General features: G+C 71.5%; 21 protein-coding genes. 8 read left to right on the forward strand and 13 right to left on the reverse strand.

Going from position 1 to position 21746, the window contains the following annotated elements; all coding sequences use genetic code 11:
• Positions 1–8: 8 nt before the first annotated feature.
• The 3 genes from ACIGXP_RS36265 to ACIGXP_RS36275 form a co-directional block, all read right to left on the reverse strand.
• Positions 9–1076: an RNA ligase (ATP) gene (locus ACIGXP_RS36265; protein WP_399775800.1), complete on the reverse strand. Its 1068-nt coding sequence runs from the start codon at positions 1074–1076 to the stop codon at positions 9–11.
• Positions 1077–1176: 100 nt separating this feature from the next.
• Positions 1177–1905, reverse strand: a complete 729-nt coding sequence (locus ACIGXP_RS36270; RefSeq protein ID WP_399775725.1) for a 3-keto-5-aminohexanoate cleavage protein — start codon at positions 1903–1905, stop codon at positions 1177–1179.
• Positions 1906–2010: 105 nt separating this feature from the next.
• Positions 2011–2613: a hypothetical protein gene (locus ACIGXP_RS36275; RefSeq protein ID WP_363214978.1), complete on the reverse strand. Its 603-nt coding sequence runs from the start codon at positions 2611–2613 to the stop codon at positions 2011–2013.
• Between the two features lie 208 nt (positions 2614–2821).
• Between ACIGXP_RS36275 and ACIGXP_RS36280 the strand changes: the two genes are divergently transcribed.
• The gene (locus tag ACIGXP_RS36280) at positions 2822–5599 is read left to right on the forward strand and encodes a penicillin acylase family protein (protein WP_399775728.1); all 2778 of its coding nucleotides are present in this window, start codon (positions 2822–2824) and stop codon (positions 5597–5599) included.
• Positions 5600–5638: 39 nt separating this feature from the next.
• On the opposite strand, the gene ACIGXP_RS36285 is transcribed toward ACIGXP_RS36280, so the two are convergent.
• Positions 5639–6937 (reverse strand): serine-threonine protein kinase, encoded by a 1299-nt coding sequence (locus ACIGXP_RS36285; protein WP_399775730.1) that lies wholly within the window; start codon positions 6935–6937, stop codon positions 5639–5641.
• An 83-nt stretch (positions 6938–7020) separates the two neighbouring features.
• The gene (locus tag ACIGXP_RS36290) at positions 7021–8241 is read right to left on the reverse strand and encodes an exo-beta-N-acetylmuramidase NamZ domain-containing protein (RefSeq protein WP_399775732.1); all 1221 of its coding nucleotides are present in this window, start codon (positions 8239–8241) and stop codon (positions 7021–7023) included.
• Positions 8242–8346: 105 nt separating this feature from the next.
• On the opposite strand from ACIGXP_RS36290, the gene ACIGXP_RS36295 reads away from it, so the two are divergent.
• From ACIGXP_RS36295 to ACIGXP_RS36305, 3 genes are read left to right on the forward strand one after another with little or no spacing between them, the layout of a single operon-like run.
• Entirely contained in the window at positions 8347–9120 is a 774-nt protein-coding gene (locus ACIGXP_RS36295) for an SDR family oxidoreductase (RefSeq protein ID WP_399775734.1), read from the forward strand.
• Positions 9117–10796: a class I adenylate-forming enzyme family protein gene (locus tag ACIGXP_RS36300; protein WP_399775736.1), complete on the forward strand. Its 1680-nt coding sequence runs from the start codon at positions 9117–9119 to the stop codon at positions 10794–10796. The genes ACIGXP_RS36295 and ACIGXP_RS36300 overlap by 4 nt, the downstream gene beginning before the upstream one ends.
• A 26-nt stretch (positions 10797–10822) precedes the next feature.
• Positions 10823–11416, forward strand: a complete 594-nt coding sequence (locus tag ACIGXP_RS36305; RefSeq protein WP_363215033.1) for a TetR/AcrR family transcriptional regulator — start codon at positions 10823–10825, stop codon at positions 11414–11416.
• A 54-nt stretch (positions 11417–11470) separates the two neighbouring features.
• Here the strand turns inward: ACIGXP_RS36305 and ACIGXP_RS36310 are convergent, their stop codons facing one another.
• The 3 genes from ACIGXP_RS36310 to ACIGXP_RS36320 all read right to left on the reverse strand — a co-directional run bounded on the left by ACIGXP_RS36310 (position 11471) and on the right by ACIGXP_RS36320 (position 14184).
• A complete protein-coding gene (locus ACIGXP_RS36310; protein WP_399775738.1) occupies positions 11471–12685 on the reverse strand; it encodes an acyl-CoA dehydrogenase family protein in 1215 nt (404 codons plus the stop codon).
• Positions 12686–12691: 6 nt separating this feature from the next.
• A complete protein-coding gene (locus ACIGXP_RS36315; protein WP_363214971.1) occupies positions 12692–13714 on the reverse strand; it encodes a phosphotransferase family protein in 1023 nt (340 codons plus the stop codon).
• Between the two features lie 170 nt (positions 13715–13884).
• Positions 13885–14184: a hypothetical protein gene (locus ACIGXP_RS36320; protein WP_399775740.1), complete on the reverse strand. Its 300-nt coding sequence runs from the start codon at positions 14182–14184 to the stop codon at positions 13885–13887.
• Positions 14185–14319: 135 nt separating this feature from the next.
• Here ACIGXP_RS36320 and ACIGXP_RS36325 point away from each other — a divergent pair, with 135 nt between their 5' ends.
• Positions 14320–15273, forward strand: a complete 954-nt coding sequence (locus tag ACIGXP_RS36325; RefSeq protein ID WP_399775742.1) for an NADP-dependent oxidoreductase — start codon at positions 14320–14322, stop codon at positions 15271–15273.
• Between the two features lie 63 nt (positions 15274–15336).
• Here the strand turns inward: ACIGXP_RS36325 and ACIGXP_RS36330 are convergent, their stop codons facing one another.
• Genes ACIGXP_RS36330 through ACIGXP_RS36345 form a run of 4 tightly spaced genes read right to left on the reverse strand, consistent with a single transcriptional unit; the run spans position 15337 to position 17503 of the window.
• Positions 15337–15666: a DUF202 domain-containing protein gene (locus ACIGXP_RS36330; protein ID WP_399775744.1), complete on the reverse strand. Its 330-nt coding sequence runs from the start codon at positions 15664–15666 to the stop codon at positions 15337–15339.
• Complete coding sequence (locus ACIGXP_RS36335) at positions 15654–16046, reverse strand: DUF202 domain-containing protein (RefSeq protein ID WP_363214967.1); 393 nt, start codon at positions 16044–16046, stop codon at positions 15654–15656. The genes ACIGXP_RS36330 and ACIGXP_RS36335 overlap by 13 nt, the downstream gene beginning before the upstream one ends.
• A 21-nt stretch (positions 16047–16067) precedes the next feature.
• Entirely contained in the window at positions 16068–16583 is a 516-nt protein-coding gene (locus tag ACIGXP_RS36340) for an NUDIX hydrolase (protein WP_399775746.1), read from the reverse strand.
• A gap of 23 nt (positions 16584–16606) precedes the next feature.
• Complete coding sequence (locus tag ACIGXP_RS36345; RefSeq protein WP_399775748.1) at positions 16607–17503, reverse strand: DMT family transporter; 897 nt, start codon at positions 17501–17503, stop codon at positions 16607–16609.
• A 328-nt stretch (positions 17504–17831) separates the two neighbouring features.
• Between ACIGXP_RS36345 and ACIGXP_RS36350 the strand changes: the two genes are divergently transcribed.
• The 3 genes from ACIGXP_RS36350 to ACIGXP_RS36360 all read left to right on the forward strand — a co-directional run bounded on the left by ACIGXP_RS36350 (position 17832) and on the right by ACIGXP_RS36360 (position 20265).
• Positions 17832–18809 (forward strand): hypothetical protein, encoded by a 978-nt coding sequence (locus ACIGXP_RS36350; protein ID WP_399775750.1) that lies wholly within the window; start codon positions 17832–17834, stop codon positions 18807–18809.
• 117 nt (positions 18810–18926) lie between these two features.
• Positions 18927–19655, forward strand: coding sequence for a molybdopterin-dependent oxidoreductase (locus tag ACIGXP_RS36355; RefSeq protein ID WP_399775752.1), 729 nt, complete (start codon positions 18927–18929; stop codon positions 19653–19655).
• On the forward strand, positions 19639–20265 hold the full coding sequence (locus tag ACIGXP_RS36360; RefSeq protein ID WP_363214962.1) for a cytochrome b/b6 domain-containing protein: 627 nt from the start codon (positions 19639–19641) through the stop codon (positions 20263–20265). The genes ACIGXP_RS36355 and ACIGXP_RS36360 overlap by 17 nt, the downstream gene beginning before the upstream one ends.
• A gap of 52 nt (positions 20266–20317) precedes the next feature.
• On the opposite strand, the gene ACIGXP_RS36365 is transcribed toward ACIGXP_RS36360, so the two are convergent.
• Positions 20318–21715, reverse strand: a complete 1398-nt coding sequence (locus ACIGXP_RS36365; RefSeq protein ID WP_399775755.1) for a GntP family permease — start codon at positions 21713–21715, stop codon at positions 20318–20320.
• Positions 21716–21746 lie beyond the last annotated feature (31 nt).

Below are 21746 nucleotides of genomic sequence, written 5' to 3' on the forward strand. Positions count from 1 at the left end.
ACGGCGCCTCACTCGAACTCGGTCCCGCCCTTCCGCGTCAGGTACGCAGGGCTCACCGCCTTGGCGATCGCCCGGCCCCCGGTGACCTCGCTGTAGCGCTCGACCGCGGGACGTATCACCACCCCCTCCCGCAGATGCAGCCCCCGCCCGGACACCGTCTCCCGGCCGCTCGCGAACTCCAGGACCCGGTCGATGTCGTACGGCCCCGTGTACAGCCGGGGCACCACCGGCAGCTCGCCCTCCAGCAACGCTGCCGCGTCCAGCCACCGCACGGCGCCGTCCAGCTCCGCCGAGACGTCGAACACCGCGTACCCCAGCGTGTCCCGCCGTCCGTCCGCGCCGTACGACAGGTCCTGCACCCCCGCGCCGTACACCTCGCCGAAGATCCCGACCCGTCGCGCGCCCAGCCGCTCGCACAGCCGCGCCGCGACCTCGGCGACGCCGTGCCCGCGCACCGCCCGCCAGTACAGGTTCCGCGGATCCTCCTTCAGGGCAAGGGACTTGGCGCCGAAGCCCTTGGAGGACACGTACACCCGTCCCTCGCCGGCGACATACGTCAGCAGGCACGCCGAACCGTGCAGTTTCTCCGTCAGGACGACCGGCTCGCCCGGCGTGAAGACGTCCGGGTAGCGCTGGACGTTCTCGATGTCGACCCAGGGCAGCAGGTCCGGTGCCGACTCCACCTCGCCGTTCATGGTCGGCGGGATCGGCGGCACCCACTTGGTGACACCCAGCCGCTCGGCGAAGTCCGTCCCCTCGGCCGCCGCCCGCGCCAGGTCGATGTCCGCCAGCGCCCTCGGCCGGCACACGATGCCCTGCGACAGCTCGCCGCGCAGCCGAACCGCCTTGACCCGGTTGGCCTCACCGCCCGCCAGCCGCCCGGTCAGGCCCAGCTCCTCGATCAGCCCGGGCGGGAGCACGGACTGCTCGGGGATGTACACGGCGGCCTCACCGGTGCGGTACGCGCCCTTGGCGACGACGGCCCGGTACAGGCCCACCTGGGCCAGTTCGAGCGCATCGGCGTTCGGGTGCTCGTGGACGGTCAGCACTTCGGCGGTGACCCGCAGGGTGGACATGGGACTCCCCGTGTTCATCGGTTCGGTTTCCTCGTCTCCACTGTCCACACGGGAATCGGCTGGAGCGAGCGGATTCGGGGCTGGTAGCGTCGGCCCCTTCCTACGGCGAGCGCTGGAACGACCCGTACTGGACCAGCCCCTGGGCGACCAGTTGGGCATTGGACGCCGCGCGCCCGCCGTCCGGCAGGAACAGGGTGTCCTCCAGCCCGATCCGGGTGGCGAGGCCCAGCCGTCCGGCCAGCCGCAGCACCGGCCAGGTGCCGCCCTCCTCGCCGTGCAGGAGCACCGGCCGGCCGTGGGCGGTGCCCAGCTCGGCCAGCAGGGCCCGCGCCGATGCCCCGGCGGTCGCCGGGTCCGGGTCGGTCACCTCGGCCAGTACCCGCAGCACGCGCGGCCCGAGCGGCGAGGCGGCGAACCTGGCCGCAGCGTCGGTGCCGGACCGGATGCCCGCCTCCACGCCCACGCCCAGCGCGAGCAGCTGCCCGGCGACCGCTTCGGCGCCCGGCTCATGCCAGTTGACCGAGGCGAAGTCGGGCAGCACGGACCAGCTGCGCACCCGGGCGAGCCGTGCCATCGGGTCGGGCTCGGCCCAGGCGCCGGTCGTCACCCCGACCGGCACCGACACCCGCGACCGGATCGCCGCCAGGGTGGGCGCGAGGACGCGCGGGGAGAGGCTGTCGTGCCCGCACGGTGTCTTCGGGTGGACATGGACGGAGGTGGCTCCGGCCGCCACGGCGCGAGCCGCGGACTCGGCCAGGTCCTGCGGTGACATCGGCACGCTCACACCGTCCGCCGCGGAACGGCTTCCGTTCAGACACACCTGCACCATGCCTCGATGGTGCCGGGCCACACGGACAACGGCCCCGCCGCCGCACAACAGGGGGCGCGGCATCCCCTACGCACCCCCCGGAACACCCCCCGTTGAGAACACCACTCAGGCCGACATCAGCAGCCGCTCCCGCCGTGCGAACTCCAGTGCCTGCGGGGTGAGCACCGGGCGCGGCACGAGGATGCCGCAGTCCGTGCAGACCGGGCCGGACGACGGCTCGTGGTCCAGGCCGTACCGCCAGACCAGGCGGTCACCGCCGCACACCGGGCAGCCCGTGCCCGGTTCCCGCTCCAGGGCGGCTATCAGCCTGCGCAGTACCTCCGCCAGCGGCTCGACGGGGTGGATCCGCGGGTCGTCGCACCAGGCGACCCCGAAGCCGCCCCAGGTCAGCCGGTGCCAGTCGTCCACGCTGCCCGGCCTGCGCAGCCCGTCGTGCTTCTCCTTCCTGCGCCGCTCGGTGAATTCCGTCTCGTAGGCGAGCCAGACGGACCGTGCCTCCTCCAGTTCCTCCAGTGCGGCCACGAGCCGCGCCGGGTCGGGGGAGCGGTCCTCGGGGCCGAAGCCCGCCCGGGAACACAGATGGTCCCAGGTCGCCCGATGCCCGTAAGGGGCGAACTTCTCAAGGCACTTGCGCAGCGAGTACCGCCGCAGTGCCAGATCGCAGTCCGGATCGCGTACCTGTCTCGCCAGACTCCGGAAACCGGCCATCGCCCTGCACCTCCGTCACACCTGCACCTGTACTTCGGTCACTTCGGCGTCGTCGCACGGACGTCGCCGAATAGACGTATCGACAGGCGATTCGGCTCCATCTCTTCTCGTGATCCTGCTTGTGCACTCCGGAAAGTGACGCATGTTCATCTTTAAAGCTGGGGATACCGGCGGTAACCTTCGGCCACCCCTGTCGCTAGGAGCTGCCATGCCACGGCGAACCCCACGTACCGCCCTCGTCAGACTGAGAACGTCCCGCCGCTTCACCGGGTTCCTGAAGTCCGCGTCGATATGCGTCCTCGTCGCGGGACTTCTCTCCCCCCTCACCCAGACGCCGGCCGCCGCCGCCTCGAACGACTACTGCGGCGGGCGGTGCTCGGACATCCTGCCGCCCGGTGAGAACGGCAACGCGACGCTCGCGCAGATCCTGCTCAACCAGGCCTTCGGCACCCAGCCCCCGCACGCCGAGGACCAACTCGGGCCGTACGCAAACCTCGCGACCGGCTACAAGGGCCTCACGGACGCCACGATCAACAACTTCTTCAACGACTCCTCCTTCGGCGTCCCGTCCGACCAGACCGCCTCCACCGAGAAGCCGGGCGGACGCAGCGATGTGACGATCGTCCGGGACAAGAAGACCGGTGTGCCGCACATCACCGGCACCACCCGGTACGGCACCGAGTACGGTGCGGGCTACGCGGCGGCCGAGGACCGGCTGTGGCTGATGGACGTCTTCCGGCACGTCGGCCGCGGCCGGCTGACCTCCTTCGCCGGCGGCGCGGCCGCCAACCAGGGCCTGGAGCAGGAGTTCTACCGCAACGCGCCCTACACCGAGACCGACCTGCAGGCGCAGATCGACACCGCCGTGGCCAGGAACGGCGCCCGCGGGCAGCAGGCCCTCGCCGACGTCAAGGCCTACCTCGACGGCATCAACGCCTACATCGACGCCTCCGACAGCGGACGTTACTTCCCCGGCGAGTACGACCTGACCGGCCACAAGGACCCGATCACCAACGCCGGCACCATCGAGCACTTCAAGGTCACCGACCTCGTGGCACTGGCCTCCGTGATCGGCTCGCTGTTCGGCTCCGGGGGAGGCGGCGAGGTCAACAACGCCCTCTCGCTGATCGCCGCACAGTCCAAGTACGGCATCGAGGAGGGCACCAAGGTCTGGGAGTCCTTCCGCGAGCGCAACGACCCCGAGGCGGTCCTGACCGTCCACAACGGCGAGAGCTTCCCGTACGGCGGCAAGCCCGCCGACGCCAAGGGCGAGGCCCTGCCCGACCCCGGTTCGGTCACCCAGGAACCGCTGGTCCACGACCGCACGGGCAGCGCCGCCACCACGGCCGCCAGGAGCACCTCGGCCGGCGCCGCGAAGGCCGCGCTCAGCTCGGCCAAGCGGGGAATGTCCAACGCCCTCGTGGTCAGCGGCAAGTACACCGCGAGCGGCCACCCGATCGCCGTCTTCGGACCGCAGACCGGCTACTTCGCCCCTCAGCTGCTCATGCTGCAGGAGATCCAGGGCCCGGGAATCAGCGCCCGCGGCGCCTCCTTCGCGGGCCTGAGCATGTACGTCGAGCTCGGCCGCGGCCAGGACTACTCCTGGAGTGCGACCACGTCCGGCCAGGACATCATCGACACCTACGCCGTCGAACTGTGCCAGGACGACCACCACTACCTGTACCACGGCACCTGTACGGCCATGGACCAGGTCGAGCAGAAGAACTCCTGGTCACCGACCACGGCCGACAGCACGCCGGCGGGGTCGTACACGATGCGGGTCTGGCGGACGAAGTACGGCCCCGTGGAGTACCGCGCGACCGTCGGCGGCAAGAAGGTCGCCTACACCTCGCTGCGCTCCTCCTACCTGCACGAGGCCGACTCGATCATCGGCTTCCAGATGCTGAACGACCCCGACTACGTCAAGGGCCCGAAGGACTTCCAGAGCGCGGCCCAGCACATCAACTACACCTTCAACTGGTTCTACGCCGATTCCCAGCACACCGCCTACTACAACAGCGGCGACAACCCCGTCCGGGCCGACGGAGCCGACGCCGACCTCCCGGTCTGGGCGCAGCCGGCGTACGAGTGGCGGAACTGGGACCCGGCCACCAACACGGCCGACTACACCCCGGCCTCGGCCCATCCCAACTCCGTCGACCAGGACTACTACGTCTCCTGGAACAACAAGCAGGCCAAGGACTACACGGCAGCGGGCTGGGCCGACGGCTCCGTGCACCGCGGCAACCTGCTCGACGACCGGGTGAAGAAGCTGGTCGCGGCCGGCGGGGTGACCCGCACCGAACTGGTGCAGGCCATGGCGGACGCGGCCGTCGCCGACCTGCGCGCCGAGGACGTGCTGCCCAAGCTGATCAAGGTGATCAATTCGTCGCCGGTGACCGACCCCACGGCCGCCGACGCGGTGAGCAAGCTCCAGACATGGGTGACCGCGGGCGCCAAGCGCACGGAGAGCTCCGCCGGTTCGAAGGCCTACGCCGACGCCGACGCGATCCGCATCCTGGACGCCTGGTGGCCGCTGCTGGTCAAGGCGGAGTTCGAACCGGGCCTCGGCAGCGACCTGTACACCGCCTTCACGGGCAACGCGCCCATCGACGAGACCCCTTCCGCCGGCCACGGCCCGACCGGCTCGCACGCCGGAAGCGCCTTCCAGTACGGCTGGTGGAGCTATGTCGACAAGGACATCCGGGCCGTGCTCGGTGAGAACGTGCGGGGCGGGCTCGCCGAGAAGTACTGCGGCGGCGGCAGCCTCGGCGCCTGCCGGGACATCCTGATCAGCACCCTCAAGCAGGCGGCCGGGACGACTGCCGCCCAGGTCTACCCGGGCGACGACCAGTGCTCGGCCGGCGACCAGTGGTGCGCCGACTCCATCGTCCAGCGCACCCTGGGCGGGATCAAGCACGGCAGGATCAGCTGGCAGAACCGGCCGACGTTCCAGCAGGTGGTGGAGTACACCTCGCACCGGTGAACCGATCGACGGGGCGGGCGCGGTGACACGGGCGGCGGGTCAGGTGATACGGCCCGCCGCCAGCACCAGCCGGGCCAGTTCCGGGTGCACGATGTCGCTGTGCGCCCCGGTCGGCGGGCCCCCGCGCCGGACCACGGCCGCCGCGTCGACGTTCACGCACCCCGACGCCGGCAGCCCTCCGGCCAGGGCCGCCGCGAGATCCAGCCGGGCGGTCCCCGGCACCGCCTGCACCCCGTCATGGCCCATCGCGCCCCACCGCGGGCCCAGCACGGCCGCGATCTCGCTGCCCGCACACGAACGGTCGTCCCCGGCCAGCCGGGAGGCCAGCGGATAGAACGTGCCGAGGGCCGAGTCGAAGTGCGAGTAGCAGCACACCAGCGGGCCGTCGATCAGCCGCTGGCGGCCCTTGAGCGCGCCCGCCCTGCCCGGGTCCTGGGGCAGCCCGTCCGCGAACGCGTAGTGCGAGAAGGCGCCCTGGAGGAGGGTCACGGACTTCACCGCGCGCACCCCGTCGGGCAGCCCGCGCAGCGCGAACGACACCAGCCGCCCGCCGAAGCTGTGCCCGGCCAGATGCACCCGCACCCCGGGTGCCGCGTGCGCCAACTGTCCGAGCACCGGCCCGAGTCCGTGTTCGCCGACCGTTCCGGCACGCCGTTTCATCGTGTAGTACGTCGCCTGCCGCAGCAGTTCCTTGGCGCCCTCCCAGGGGTTCGGGACACTGAACCCGGCCGGTGCGCCGGGCGACCGGACCGCGGTGAGCGCGTCGGCGAACGCGTCGCAGGCGGTCGCCGGGTCCTCGGTGAACACGGCGGGCTCGCCCTCCTCGCCGGTGTCGGCCACCCCGGGCGGCTCCGCGTCCACCAGCAGCCGCACCAGCCGCCCGAACTCCGGCAACCCCCCGGCCCCGCGGGACGGTTCATCCAGCATCCGGACCAGCTGGTCGATCACGGGCGCGCGGCCCGGGAAGGTCTCCAGCAGTGCGCGCCGGGTGTCCTTGTCCAGCGCCGGGCCCGGTGCAGTCTCCGCCGCCACGGCCGCCACCGGCTTCGGGAAGTCCGGGATCGGCTCGTCGCTGAACCGCATCGACGGCCAGATCACACCCACGTAGCCGAGGCGGGCCCGTGGGGCGAGCGCCGGGACCGGTGCGTAGAAACGGCGGTACAGCGCGGTCGCGCCCGAGCGGTCGTTGTTCCAGCCGTGCGCGAAGACGATCAGGTCACGGACGCCGTGCTCCGTGACCTGCGCCAGCAGCCGATCACATTCGGGGCCCTCCACGTCCCCGTCCGCGTCGAAGGTCAGCTCCCAGTAGGGAGTCACGCTCATCCCAGGATCCGCCATGTCAGGCTCCCTCGTCCCCCCTGAAACGATGCGTCGCTGACGTATCGTCCTGCTCCGGGGCAGAGTTGGCCATACACCGCGCCTCACCTGTAGAGGAGATATTCCTGTCGGACCCGCCGGAACGCGGCCAGCTCCTCCTGCCAGGCACCGGCCACCTCGTCGGCGCCCGCCCCCGCGTCGATCATCGTGCGCACCCGCGCGGAGCCCGTGAGCTTGTCGATCCAGTTGTCCGGGCGCCACGCGAAGCCGGCCCAGACCTTCCTGACGGTCACCAGCAGCGCGACTCCGGTGCGCACGGGGTCGTAGGCGGCCCGGTCGTGGACATGGATCTGCACGCCGCCGACCGTCCTGCCCTGGAACTTGGAGAAGGTGGGCGTGAAGTACGCCTCCCTGAACCGCACCCCGGGCAGCCCGAGTGCGTTCGCGGCGGCGGCCCAGCGGCCGTCGATGCCCTCGGCGCCGAGCAGTTCGAAGGGCCTGGTCGTGCCCCGGCCCTCCGAGACGTTGGTGCCCTCGAACATGCAGGTGCCGGAGTAGACGAGAGCCGTGTCCGGGGTCGGCATGTTCGGGCTCGGCGGGACCCAGGGCAGTCCGGACGCGTCGTAGAACTGCGTCCGTTTCCAGCCCGTCATCAGTACGGTGTCCAGCGCGACCGGCTTGCTAAGGAACTGTCCGTTGAACAGCCGTGCCAGCTCCGCGACGGTCATCCCGTGCGCCTGCGCGATCGGCTGCCGCCCGACGAAGGTGGCGAACTCCTTGTGCAGGACCGGGCCTTGGGCCTCGCGGCCGGTCACCGGGTTGGGCCGGTCGAGGACGACGAACCGCTTGCCCGCGAGCTGGGCGGCCTCCATGCAGTCGTAGAGCGTCCAGATGTAGGTGTAGAAGCGGGCGCCCACGTCCTGGATGTCGAAGACGATCGTGTCGACATTGGCGGTGGTGAAGATGTCGGCGAGGGGCTTGCCGCTCTTGAGGTAGGTGTCGTACACGGGCAGGCCCGTCGCCGGGTCGTTGTAGCGGCCCTCGGATCCGCCCGCCTGCGCGGTGCCGCGGAAGCCGTGCTCCGGGCCGAAGACCGCCGTCAGCCTGACGCGGGGGTCCTTGTGCATGACGTCGACGAGGTGGGCGGCGTCTCTGGTGACGCCGGTGGGATTGGTGACGATGCCGACGCGCCGGCCCTTCAGCAGGGAGTAACCGTCGGCCGCGATTCTTTCGAACCCGGTGTGCAGTTCTGCACGGTGTGCGGGGGTGGGTGGGAGGGCTGCCATGGTTGCCGATGCAAGCAGGTTCCGTCGGGACAGACGCATGGCTAGAGGTTGGTGCAATGACCCTTCCTTCACACATACCGACCGGTTAGTCTGAACCGGTCAGGAGCCGATGCGCGCCGCGCGAAGTCGTGTCGAAGGAGACCGATGGTGGAAGCCGTGCAGGATGCGGGAGTGGTCGTCACCGGGGCCGGCGGTGGGATCGGGGCCGCGCTGGCCCGGCGGTTCGCCGCCGAAGGGGCCCGGGTGGTCGTGAACGACCTGGATGGCGACAGGGCCAAGGCGGTGGCCGAGGAGATCGGCGGTATCGCCGTGCCGGGCGACGCCTCCGCGGTCGTCGGCGACGCCCGGGACGCGCTCGGCGGCACCGTCGACGTCTACTGCGCGAACGCCGGTGTGGCCTTCGAGGACAGCGGCACGGGCGGGCCGCTCGACGAGCGGTCCTGGGCGGTGTCCTGGGACGTGAACGTCATGGCACATGTCCGCGCGGCGCACGAGCTGCTGCCCGGATGGCTGGAGCGGGGCGCCGGGCGGTTCGTGTCCACCGTGTCGGCCGCCGGGCTCCTCACCATGATCGGCGCCCCCTCCTACAGCGTCACCAAGCACGGCGCCTACGCCTTCGCCGAGTGGCTGTCGCTGACGTACCGCCACCGGGGTCTGAAGGTGCACGCGATCTGTCCGCAGGGCGTGCGCACGGACATGCTGGCCGCCACCGGCAGCGCCGGGGACCTGGTGCTGCAGCCGACCGCGATCGAACCGGAGGCCGTCGCCGACGCCCTGTTCCGCGGCATCGAGGAGGACCGCTTCCTGATCCTGCCGCATCCCGAGGTGGCCGAGTACTACCAGGCGCGGGCCGCCGAACCGGATCGCTGGCTGAGCGGCATGAACCACCTCCAGCGCAGGTGGGAGGAGGCCCGGTGACCGCCTCCCGGTACGCGGACCGGCCCTGGCTGGCCCTGCTCGACGACGCCCAGCGCGGCCCGGTCGACCCGGCCGACTCGTTGGTGCACGCCCTGCGGGCGGCCGTGGCCGAGGCACCCGAGCGCACCTTCCTCGCCTACTTCGACGCCCGGCTGAGCTACCGCGAGGTGGACGAACTGAGCGACTCCGTCGCCGCCCACCTCGCCGCGCGCGGCCTGGAACGCGGCGACCGGGTGGCCGTGCTGCTGCAGAACTCCCCGCACTTCGTGCTCGCCGTCCTCGGCGCCTGGAAGGCCGGTGCGACCGTCGTCCCGGTCAACCCGATGTACAAGTCGGCCGAGATGGAGCACATCCTGCGGGACGGCGAGGTGACCGCGCTGGTCTGCTCGGACCGCGCCTGGGAGGCGTATCTGCGGCAGACAGCGGCCGGGTCACCGGTACGGATCGTGCTCACCGCGTGCGAGTTGGATTTCCAGACCCGTAACGACGCGCGCGTGCTCGGGTTCGAGCGGCTGCCCCAGGCACCGGACGCCGACGACCTCCTCGCCGTCGCCCGGCAGGGCGGCAAGGCACCCGAGGGCCGTGAGCCACGCCCGGACGGCATCGCACTGATCAGCTACACCTCCGGCACCAGCGGCACCCCCAAGGGCGCCACCAACGCGCACGGCAACATCATGCACAACGCCGAGCGGCAGCGGACCGGGCTCGCGCTGCCCGAGGCGCCCGTCTACTACGCGCTCGCGCCGCTGTTCCACATCACCGGCATGGTCTGCCAGTTCGCCGCCTGCCTGAACAGCGCCGGCACCCTGGTGCTCACCTACCGCTTCGAGCCCGGACTCGTCCTGGAGGCCTTCGCCGAGCACCGCCCGCACTACACGGTCGGTCCGTCCACCGCGTTCATGGCGCTGGCCGCCCACCCGGACGCCACCCGCGAGCACTTCGCCTCCTTCGTGAACATCTCCTCCGGCGGTGCGCCCGTGCCCCCGGCCCTGGTGGAGAAGTTCCGCGCGCGCTTCGGGCCGTACATCCGCGTCGGCTACGGGCTGACCGAGTGCTCCGGCCCCTGCGCCGCCGTGCCGCCCGGCCTGGAGGCCCCCGTGGACCCGGTCTCCGGGACGCTGTCGGTGGGCGTGCCCGGCGCCGACACGGTCGTCAGGATCGTGGACGAGCAGGGGCAGGAGGTGCCCTTCGGGGAGCAGGGCGAGATCGTCGTACGAGGGCCCCAGGTGGTCCCCGGCTACTGGCGGCGCCCGGACGCCACCGCCGAGTCCTTCCCGGCCGGCGAGCTGCGCACCGGCGACATCGGCTTCATGGACCCACAGGGCTGGCTGTACGTCGTCGACCGCAAGAAGGACATGATCAACGCGTCCGGCTTCAAGGTGTGGCCCCGCGAGGTCGAAGACGTGCTGTACACCCACCCGGCGGTGCGCGAGGCGGCCGTCGTCGGCGTTCCCGACGGCTATCGTGGCGAGACCGTCAAGGCCTATATCAGCCTGCGTCCGGGCGCCGAGGCGGCCCCGGACGAACTCGCGGTGTACTGCAAGGAGAGACTGGCCGCGTACAAATACCCGCGCCAGGTGGAGATCCTGCCCGACCTGCCCAAGACGGCGAGTGGGAAGATCCTCCGTCGGGAACTGCGTTCCCGCGCGCACGACAACAGCAACGCCGGTCAGTAGGCGACGAGGAAAGGCAGGTGGCGGCAGTGCCCAGGACGACGGACGGAGACGGGACGCCCGTTCCGCAGCGGCTGCTGGCCGCCGCCACCCGGCTCTTCGCCGAGCAGGGGTACGACCGTACTTCCGTGCAGGAGATCGTGGAGGCGGCCGGCGTCACCAAGGGGGCGCTGTACCACTACTTCGGCTCCAAGGACGACCTCCTGCACGAGGTGTACGCGCGGGTGCTGCGCGTCCAGCAGGAGCGGCTCGACCACTTCGCCGGCCTGGATGCGCCGGTGGAGGAGCGGCTCAGAGCCGCCGCGGCGGACGTGGTCGTCACGACGATCGACAACCTCGACGACGCGATGATCTTCTTCCGGTCCATGCACCACCTGAGCCCGGAGAAGAACAAGCAGGTCCGCGCGGAGCGCCGGCGCTACCACGAACGGTTCCGCGCGCTCATCGAGGAGGGACAGAAGGCGGGCGTCTTCTCCACGGCGACGCCGGCCGACCTGGTGGTGGACTACCACTTCGGCTCCGTCCACCACCTGTCCACCTGGTACCGCCCCGACGGCTCCCTCACCCCCCAGCAGGTCGCCGACCACCTCGCCGACCTGCTGCTGCGGGCACTGCGTCCCTGAAAGCCACCGTGTAAGAGGCGGTCGCCAAGGCGACCGCCCCTTACACGCGCTTCCTCACAGGTACTGCTTCAGCTCCCGCCGCGCCAGCGACCGCTGGTGGACCTCGTCCGGGCCGTCGGCGAGCATCAGCGTGCGGGCGCTCGCGTACAGCTCGGCCAGCGGGAAGTCCTGGCTCACACCGCCCGCGCCGTGCAGCTGGATGGCCCGGTCGAGGATGCCGACCACCGCGCGCGGAGTGGCGATCTTGATGGCCTGGATCTCGGTGTGGGCGCCCTTGTTGCCGACGGTGTCCATCAGCCAGGCCGTCTTCAGCACCAGCAGCCGCAGCTGCTCGACGGTGACGCGGGCGTCGGCGATCCAGTTCTGGACCACTCCCTGCTGGGCCAGCGCCTTGCCGAAGGCCGTGCGGGAGACAGCCCGGCGGCACATCAGCTCGATCGCCCGCTCGGCCATGCCGATCAGCCGCATGCAGTGGTGGATCCGGCCCGGGCCGAGCCGCGCCTGCGCGATGGCGAAGCCGCCGCCCTCCTCGCCGATGAGGTTCGACACCGGCACGCGCGCGTGGTCGAAGATCACCTCGGCGTGACCGCCGTGCGAGTGGTCCTCGTAGCCGAAGACCTGCATCGCGCGCTTGACGGTGACACCCGGCGTGTCGCGCGGCACCAGGACCATCGACTGCTGACGGCGGATGTCGGCACCGTCCGGGTCCGTCTTGCCCATCACGATGAAGATCTTGCAGTCCGGGTTCATCGCGCCGGAGATGTACCACTTGCGGCCGGTGATGACGTACTCGTCGCCGTCGCGCTCGATGAGCGTGGTGATGTTGGTGGCGTCCGAGGAGGCCACCTCCGGCTCGGTCATCGCGAACGCCGAGCGGATCTCACCGGCGAGCAGCGGCTCCAGCCACTGCTTCTGCTGCTGCTCGTTGCCGAACTGTGCCAGCACCTCCATGTTCCCGGTGTCGGGCGCCGCGCAGTTCGTCGCCGTGGGCGCCAGATGCGGGGAGCGGCCGGTGATCTCGGCGAGCGGCGCGTACTGGAGGTTCGTCAGCCCGGCACCGTGCTCGGCGTCGGGGAGGAAGAGGTTCCACAGGCCCTGCCTGCGGGCCTCGGCCTTCAGCTCCCCGACCACGGCCGGGGTGTCCCACGGGGAGGCCAGCGCGGCCCGCTGCTCCTCCGCCACCGCCTCCGCCGGGTACACGTACTCGTCCATGAAGGCCAGGAGCCTGGCCCGGAGTTCCTCGGTGCGTGCGTCGAACGCGAAGTCCATGGCCGGTCAGCCTTCCTGAAGAGTGGTCAGTCCGTGGTCGATGAAGACGGGCACGAGAGCGCCGATCCGGTCGAAGCCGCGGCCGACCGTCTGGCCCAGCGTGTACCGGTAGTGGATGCCCTCCAGGATCACGGCGAGCTTGAACCAGGCGAACGCCGTGTACCAGGAGACGGCCGACACGTCCCGCCCGGAGCGCTCGGCGTACCGTTCGATCAGCTCCTGCGGGGACGGGTGCCCCGGGGCCTCGGCGGTCGTCGAGACGGGGGAGTCGGGCATGTCGAGCGGCCGGCTGTACATCACCAGCAGGCCCAGGTCGGTGAGCGGATCGCCGAGCGTCGACATCTCCCAGTCGAGGATCGCCTTGATCCGGTCGTCGTCCCCGATCAGGACGTTGTCGAGCCGGTAGTCGCCGTGCACGACGGCCGGTGCGGGAGAGACGGGCAGGGAGCGGCCGAGGGTCGCGTGCAGTTCGTCGATGCCGGCCAGCTCACGGTTGCGGGAGGCGTCCAGCTGCTTGCCCCAGCGGCGCAGCTGCCGGTCCAGGAAGCCCTCGGGCCGCCCGAAGTCCTCCAGGCCCACCTCGGCGGGATCCACCGCGTGCAGCTCGACCAGCGTGTCCACCAGGGACAGCACCGCGTTCCGGGTGCGCTCGGCGCCCAGCGGGGCGAGCTGCTCGGCGGTGCGGTACGGGGTGCCCTCGACGAAGTCCATGACGTAGAACGGCGCCCCGAGCACCTCCTCGTCCTCGCACAGCAGCACCGGGCGCGGGACCGGTACGGACGTCGGGTGCAGGGCGCTGATCACTCGGTGCTCGCGCTTCATGTCGTGCGCGGTGGCCAGGACATGGCCGAGCGGGGGCCGGCGGACGACCCACTTCGAGGTGCCGTCGGAGAGCGCGTAGGTGAGGTTCGACCGTCCGCCCTCGATCAGTCGGCCGGTCAGGGGGCCGGTCACCAGACCGGGGTGCTCGCGGTCGAGGAGGCCGCGCAGCCGGTCCAGGTCGAGTCCGGGCGGGTGGTCGGCGCTCATACATCACTCCTACGAACGGATGAACAGGACCCGACTCATGATGCCGACCGGTCGGTATGTCGTCCAGTGCGTCCGCTCAACAGGAGGTCAAACGTGACCGGAGCCACGATAAGGCCGACGGCTCCCCGGCGCGCTGCCCGGGGAGCCGTCGGCCCCTGCTGCGCGTCCGGTCAGTGGTCGTCCCAGTGGCCGTCGTGCTCGGCGTGCCGGTGCCCGTCGTGCAGATAGTCGACATGGTCGCCGTGCGGCACCTGGGCGTGCCCGCACTCGTCGTAGTGCACGTGCTCGTGGCCCTCGTGGACGGTGTGTCCGTCCGGCTCGCACTCGTCCCAGTGGCCGTCGTGTTCGCGGTGCAGATGTCCGTCGTGCGCGTAGTCCAGATGGTCGCCGTGCGGCACGGCGTTGTGCCCGCAGCCCGGACCGTGGCTGTGCGTGCCGTGTTCGGTGTGTTCCTGGTGAAGGATGGTCATGGTGCTCGCCTTCGGAGTGCGCGGCGTCAATTCGGGGGTACGGGGGGTGTGGCGACGGACAGGTTACGCGCGCGAACGGCGCATATCGGTGCATATCGGTTGCGTGGCGCACGAGTACCCCGGAGGGTCTAGGACATGAAGGGCATCAGCTACAGCCACTACGGCGGACCCGAGGTGCTGGAGTACGGCGAGGTGCGCGATCCGAAGGTCGGCCCCGACCAGGTGCTGGTCAAGGTCCGTGCGGCGGCCGTCAATCCGGTCGACTGGAAGTGCCGCGAGGGCCGTCTCGACGCACTCCTCGACGCCGTGTTCCCGGTGACCCCGGGCTGGGACGTCAGCGGGGTGGTCGTCCAGCCCGGCGCCGCGGTGACGGAGTTCGCCGTCGGCGACGAGGTCATCGGCTACTGCCGCGAGGACTTCCTCTCCCGCGGCACCTTCGCCGAGTACGTCGCCGCGCCCGTGCGCACACTGGCCCGCAAGCCGCGCAACCTGTCCTTCGAGGAGGCCGCCGGACTCCCGCTCGCCGGGCTCACCGCCTACCAGGTGCTCGTCAAGGCACTGGAGGTCAAACGCGGTGAGACCGTGCTGGTGCACGCGGCGGCCGGCGGGGTCGGCTCCCTCGCCGTGCAGCTCGCCGCCCACCTCGGCGCCCGCGTCATCGGTACGGCGAGCGAGCCGAACCACGAGTACGTGCGCGGCCTCGGCGGCGAGCCGGTGACCTACGGTCAGGGCCTGGCGGAACGGGTGCGCGGGCTGGTCCCCGAGGGCGTGGACGCGGCCTTCGACACGATCGGCGCCGACACCCTGAAGACCTCGGCCGACCTGCTCGCCCCGGGGGGCCGGCTGGCCTCGATCGCCGACCCGGAGGTGGTCGGCCACGGCGGCCGCTACTGCTTCGTGCGCCCCGACGCCGAGGACCTCACCGAACTGACCCGTCTGGCGGAGGCCGGGGCGGTCTCCGTGCACGTCCAGGAGGCCTTCCCGCTGGAACGCACGGCGGACGCGCACCGGTTGAGCCAGGAGGGCCGTACCCGGGGGAAGATCGTGGTCACGGTGGCCTGGGAGACCGAGGAAGGCGCGGCAGGCTAGGGGGTGTCGGTTGGATCAGGCCGGTCGTGCCGAGCGATGCCGGGGTGATCCAAACGACACCCCCTAGGCCTGTACGACGAGTACGGCGGCGCAGGCCGCCAGTGCCACCGCGTACAGGGCCGCCGCCGTCGCGTGCCGGGGGGCGAGGGCGGGCGGACGGGTTCCGGCGGCCAGGGCGCGGATGCGCAGGTGGGCCACGCGGAGGAAGCCCAGCCACAGGGCGCAGCACACCGCGCACGCGACGACCCGGCCGGCCGAGGGTCCGCCGTGCAGCGCGCTCCGCACGGCGAGCACGGCGGCCACGGCGGCGGACAGGGTCGTACGCCGCCAGGCCAGCCGGGTCCGCTCCGGTTGCAGCCCCGGGTCGCGCCCGGCCGCGCTCACCCCTCCCATCCGACCAGCACCACCACGACCATCGCCACGGCCACCACCGCGACGACCAGGCTCAGCAGCGCCGGGAACCGGGAGGCGGGCAGGTCCTCGCCGCGCCGGATCGCCCGCTCGCAGCGCACCCAGTGGTTCACCGCGCGCAGCGAGCACAGCACACCGGCCCCGAGCAGCGCGAGCGCGAGGCCGACCCGCCACCCCCAGCGCAGGTCCGGCAGGAACTGGTCCACCGCGAATCCGCCACCGATCAGTGCGAGCGCCGTGCGCAGCCAGGCCAGGAAGGTGCGCTCGTTGGCCAGCGAGAACCGGTAGTCGGGCGTGCCACCCTCGTCCCGCACCTGTTCCGGCGCGAACCACAGCCGGATGTTCCGTACGAATTCGCTCACGCGGCCGACCCTACCGGGCGGTCATCGGCCCGCCCGGAACGCCTTCAGCCTCTCGTACGCCGCCAGCCCGTCCGGCACCCACTCCCACGCGCCGAGCCGCCGCTCGACCTCCTCCTCGGGCAGGAAGCCGTGCCACTGGACCTCCTCCGCCTGGGGATGCACGGGCAGCTCGCAGCGCACCTCGTACACCGCCGACCACCAGCCGTTCCCGGCCCCGTCCTCGTACAGGAACTTGAAGAGGAAGGCCGGCTGCGGCAGCCCCTGCACGCCCAGCTCCTCCTCCGCCTCCCGCAGCGCCGCCTCGTCGTAGGACTCGCCCGCTCCGACGACCCCGCCGACGAACATGTCGTACAGACCCGGGAAGACCAGCTTGGTGGCCGTGCGCCGGTGCACGAAGAGCCGGTCGGCCGCGTCCCGGGCCTGGATGAACACACAGCGGTGGCGCAGGCCCTTCGCATACGCCTCACCGCGCGGGTACTGGCCGATGACCTGGTCGTTCTCGTCGACGATGTCGAGGATTTCGTCTGCGGGGTTCATGGCCCCATCCAAGCAGGGGCCGTTCAGCGCCGCTGGAGGTCCCGCGCCGACGGCTCCGCCTCCGCCGTGCCGCACGGCATCGCCGGGTGCAGCCCGAGCAGCATGATGCCCGTCACCACCGCCGCGAGCCCGGCCGCCTCCCAGGCCAGCGCCCCCGTGTCGGTGCGCAGCCGGTCGCCGAGGAAACCGACGCCGCACAGGATCCCGGCGAGCGGCTCGGCTGCGGTCAGCGCGGGCAGCGACATGCGCAGCGGGGCCGTCTCGAACGCGCTCTGCACCAGGACCAGCCCGGTGACCCCGCACGCCAGCACGCCGTACGGCTGCCAGCCGGTGAACAGCTCGCCGAAGCCGCCCTCGGAGAAGCGGGTGCCGCTCACCCGGGTCAACGCGTCCTGGACGCCGTACAGCAGTCCGGCGGCGGTGGCCAGCAGCACCGGCCCCCAGCTCAGCCGCGAGCGCTTGCCGTACGTCGTGAGCACCAGGGCCGCGCCCACCATCGCGCCGATGATCAGCCAGTGCCGCAGCGGATCGGCGATCGCGCTGCCGCCGCGCGGCTCGCCCGCCATGATGAACGCGCTCACCCCGCCCGCGAGCAGCAGCAGCCCCGCCCAGCCCTGGCGGCCCAGGGGCTGCCTGGTCTGGTGCCGGGAGAGGGCCAGCGCGAACAGCAGGTTGGTCGCGAGCAGCGGTTCGACCAGGGAGATCTCGCCCTTGCCGAGGGCGATCGCGCCGAGCACCATGCCGGCCACCATCAGGCCGAGCCCGCCCAGCCAGCGCGGCACCCGCATCAGGTCGAGCAGCAGCCGGAAGGACAGGAAGTCGCTGAGCGGCGCCTTCTCCGCGGCGTTCTGCTGGAGCACGAATCCGAAGCCCAGACAGCAGGCCGCACTCACGGCGAGAAGGAGAACCAGAACGGACACGCTGCGTACCTCGATCATCCGGCCGGACCACGGGTGCGTAGTGGCCGACTGTAGCGCTCCCGGGACTCCATGCACCCGGAAGTACCCGGAACCGGGCGGTTGACTCGCCATGGTCCGTGGGCGGGCGGCCCCGCGCCATGGCGTACGCCACAGCAATCCGCCCCGCACTCCGCGGTGCAGCGGTCCACCTGCGTGAAGTTCTCCAAATTCCTTGTGATCAAGGGTAGTTGAAGGCAGCAATAGCCTGGTTCCGCTTGACGCAACCCTTGGCTGCGGGTTTGCTGTGCGTGATCGGTCGATGGCAGCCCGAGAAACAGGAAGTCCCGCGGTGCCCCCTCTCCCACCCCTGCTCGGCGCTCGCCGTACCCGCTCGGACCAGGCCGCCGACACCGCCCCGGACGGCTCCGGCGCCTTCGACGGCGCCCTCGCCGACGCCGAGCTGCACACCGCACGCGCCGCCTTGGCCCAGGGCAGACGCCAGGCCGCCCGCTCCCTGCTGCTGCACACCGGTGACGACTGGGACCGCCGCGGCCACCGCCTGACCGTGCTCGCCCAGGAGCCGTACGCCGTGGCCTGGGCCGGCGACTGGCTGCACACCGAGCCCGGTTCCGCCGACGCCGCCACGCTGTACGCCCTCGCACAGGTCCAGCGGGCGCTGCGCGGCAAGGAGGACCCCGACGGGGCCCGCGAGGCCTGCACCGACGCCGCCGCGCTGGCCCCCGCCGATCCCACCCCCTGGCTGGGGTTGCTCCAGTTGGCCCGTACCCTCGGCCCGGAGCACGAGGTGCTCGGTGCCTTCGCCGAGCTGCGCCGCCGCCACCCCGAACACCACCACGCCCACCATCTGCTCCTCGCCCGCCTGGCCGAACGGCCCTCCGGCGGCCGGGCGGCCGAGGACCACGAGGTGTACGAGCTCGCCGAGCTGGCCGCCGCACAAGCCCCGGCCGACTCCCCGCTCGCCGTCCTGCCGGTCGTCGCCCTCGCCGAGCGCTACCGGGTGCTCGTCGGCGCCGGCCCGGCCCCCGCCGACCCCGCCGCCTGCGGACACTGGTCGGGTCCGCGGGCCCGCCGGATTCTGCGCGCCGGCTTCGACTGGTGGCTGGAGTGGGAGCACGACGAACATCCCCGCCGTCACGTCGACCTCAACCACCTCGCCTTCGCGCTGTCCTGCGCCGGCCGCCCGGCCGAGGCGGCGGCCCTCTTCCAGCGCATCGGCCGGCACGCCACCCCGGCCCCCTGGTCCTTCGTGCACAGCGACCCTCTGGCGGCCTTCCGGGCGGCCCGCGCCCGCGCACTGGGGCATTGAGACGTACGGCCTGCCGAGCCGTACAGCCGTACAGCGGTATGCAAGAAGTGGTTACGGAAGTCTGACCACTGCCCACGTTCCCTGGCCCGGCAGGGCCCCGAGTGCTCGAATGAAAACGTGAACCCTGAACAATCCGAGGAACAGCACGGCAAACCCATCGGCCGGCGGGTCTTCCTCGGCACCCTCGGCCTGGGCGCGCTCGGTGTCGTCGCCGCGCCCGGGCTGCAGCGCGGCCTGGAGGGTTTCCTGGGCTCCGTCGCCGGCAAGGACCCCACGGGCCTGACCGGCCTGCTGCCCAACGGCGGCGGCTTCCGCTACTACTCCGTCGCCGCCTCCGTGCCCCACAAGAACGCCGCGGACTACCGGCTGAGGATCGGCGGACTGGTGGACCGCCCCCGCACCTACACCCTCGCCGACCTGCGCGCCCTGCCGCAGACCCGGCTGGTCAAGGACGTCCAGTGCGTCACCGGCTGGCGGGTGCCCGGCACGCCCTTCGAGGGCGTACGCCTCTCCCACCTCCTGGACGCGGCCGGAGTCGGCTCCACCGCGAAGGCGATCCGCTTCACCTGCTTCGACGGCACCTACTCCGAGAGCCTCACCCTCGCCCAGGCCCGCCGCCCCGACATCCTGGTCGCCCTGCGCATGCAGGACAAGGACATCTCCCACGACCACGGGGGCCCGGTCCGTCTCTACGTCGCCCCCATGTACTTCTACAAGTCGGCCAAGTGGCTCTCCGGCATCACCGTCACCGACCGGGTCGAACCCGGCTACTGGGAGAACCTCGGCTATGACGTCGACGCCTGGGTGGGCCGGTCGAACGGACGGACAGATGAGCCTACGAGCTGACACCCCGGCCCCGCCCGACGCCCGCATCCGCCGCTTCGGCCCGGTCCAGCGCTGGGTGCACCGTGCGACGGCCGCGCTGATGGGCGTCTGCGTGGTCACGGCGGCCGTCCTCTACATCCCGCAGCTGGCGGTCATGGTCGGCCGCCGTGAACTGGTCGTCCGCATCCACGAGTGCGCCGGGCTCGCCCTCCCCGGCCCGGTGCTGCTCGGCCTCGCCTCCCGCGCCTTCCGCGCCGACCTGCGCTTCCTCAACCGCTTCGGCCCGCACGACCGGGTCTGGCTGTGGGCGGCGCTGAGCCGGGACAAGCGCCGCTCCTCCCGTCCGGCAGGCAAGTTCAACGCAGGCCAGAAGATCTACGCCGCGTGGATCGCCGGTGCCACGCTGGTCATGCTCGGCACCGGCCTGATGATGTGGTTCACCCACCTCACGCCCCTGATGTGGCGCACCTCGGCGACCTTCGTGCACGACTGGCTCGCCCTGACCATCGGCGTGGTCCTGGCCGGCCACATCGGCATGGCCCTCGGCGACCCGGAGGCGAGACGGGGCCTGCGGACGGGCACGGTGAGCAGGGAATGGGCGGAACGGGAACACCCCTTGTGGCGTGGGTGACCCCGCAGAACTCCGGCAACACCGTGCGGACCGCCCCGGGCCGGCACAAGGCCTAGATGATCAGTGACAGGAGCAGGACCAGCCCGCCGGCGACCACCGAGATGATCGTCTCCATGACCGACCAGGTCTTGATCGTCTGCCCGACACTCAGCCCGAAGTACTCCTTCACCAGCCAGAAACCGGCGTCGTTGACATGGCTGAAGAAGAGCGAGCCGGCACCGATCGCGAGGACCAGGAGGGCGGCGTGCGTGGTCGACATGTCGGCGGCGAGCGGTGCGACCAGGCCCGCCGCAGAGACCGTCGCCACCGTCGCAGAGCCCGTCGCCAGCCGGATCGCGACCGCGATCAGCCAGGCCAGCAGCAGCGCCGGGATCGACCAGTGTCTGGAGACGTCCAGGATCATCTGGCCCACGCCGGAGTCGATCAGCGTCTGCTTGAAGCCGCCGCCCGCGCCGACGATCAGCAGGATGCCGGCGATCGGCATCAGACCCTTCTCGACGGTCTGCTGGAGTCGCTCCTTGCCGAACCCGGCGGGCCGGCCCAGCGTGAAGAAACCGACGATGACGGCGGCGAGCAGCGCGATCAGCGGCGAGCCGATGACGTCGAAGACCCGCTGGGTCCTGTTCGCCGGGTCGTCGACGACGATGTCCACGAGCGCCTTGGCCAGCATCAGCACCACCGGCAGCAGCACGGTGGCGAGCGTCGCGCCGAAGCCGGGGCGGCGCTCCAGCTCGTCCGAGGCGCGCTGCGGCAGCATCCGGTCGGGCGCCGGGACGTCCACCCAGCGGGCGGCGACCTTCGAGAACAGCGGACCGGCGATGATCACCGTCGGGACGGCGACCAGGATGCCGAGCGCCAGGGTCACGCCCAGGTTGGCCTTGACCGCGTCGATCGCGACCAGCGGGCCGGGGTGCGGCGGGATCAGGCCGTGCATCACGGACAGACCGGCGAGGGCCGGAACGCCGATGCGCATCAGGGAGTAGTGGCCACGCTTGGCGACCATCAGCACGACCGGGATCAGCAGCACGATGCCGACCTCGAAGAACAGCGGCAGACCGATCACGGAGGCGATCAGCACCATCGCCCACGGCATCGCACGGCCCCCGGCCCTGGCGAGGATCGTGTCGACTATCTGGTCGGCACCACCGGAGTCGGCGAGCAGCTTGCCCAGGATCGCCCCGAGCGCGATCAGGACACCCACGCCGGCGACAGTGGCGCCGAGCCCCGTGGTGAAGCTGGTGATGGCCTTGTCGAGCGGTGCTCCGGCGACCGCCCCGAGCACCAGTGACCCGATGGTCAGCGCCAGGAAGGCGTGGAGCTTGAACTTGGTGATGAGCAGGACGATCACGGCGATGCCCACCAGGACGGCGATGCCCAGCTGGGCGTGTCCGGCGGAGGTGATCGGCGGAGGTGCGTCCGCTGCCAGCATCTCGACGTTGAGTCTGGTCACGGGGGTTCCCTTGCGGTTACGGGGGACGGGG

Source organism: Streptomyces sp. NPDC053069 (assembly GCF_044546895.1).
Taxonomy (GTDB): Bacteria; Actinomycetota; Actinomycetes; order Streptomycetales; family Streptomycetaceae; genus Streptomyces.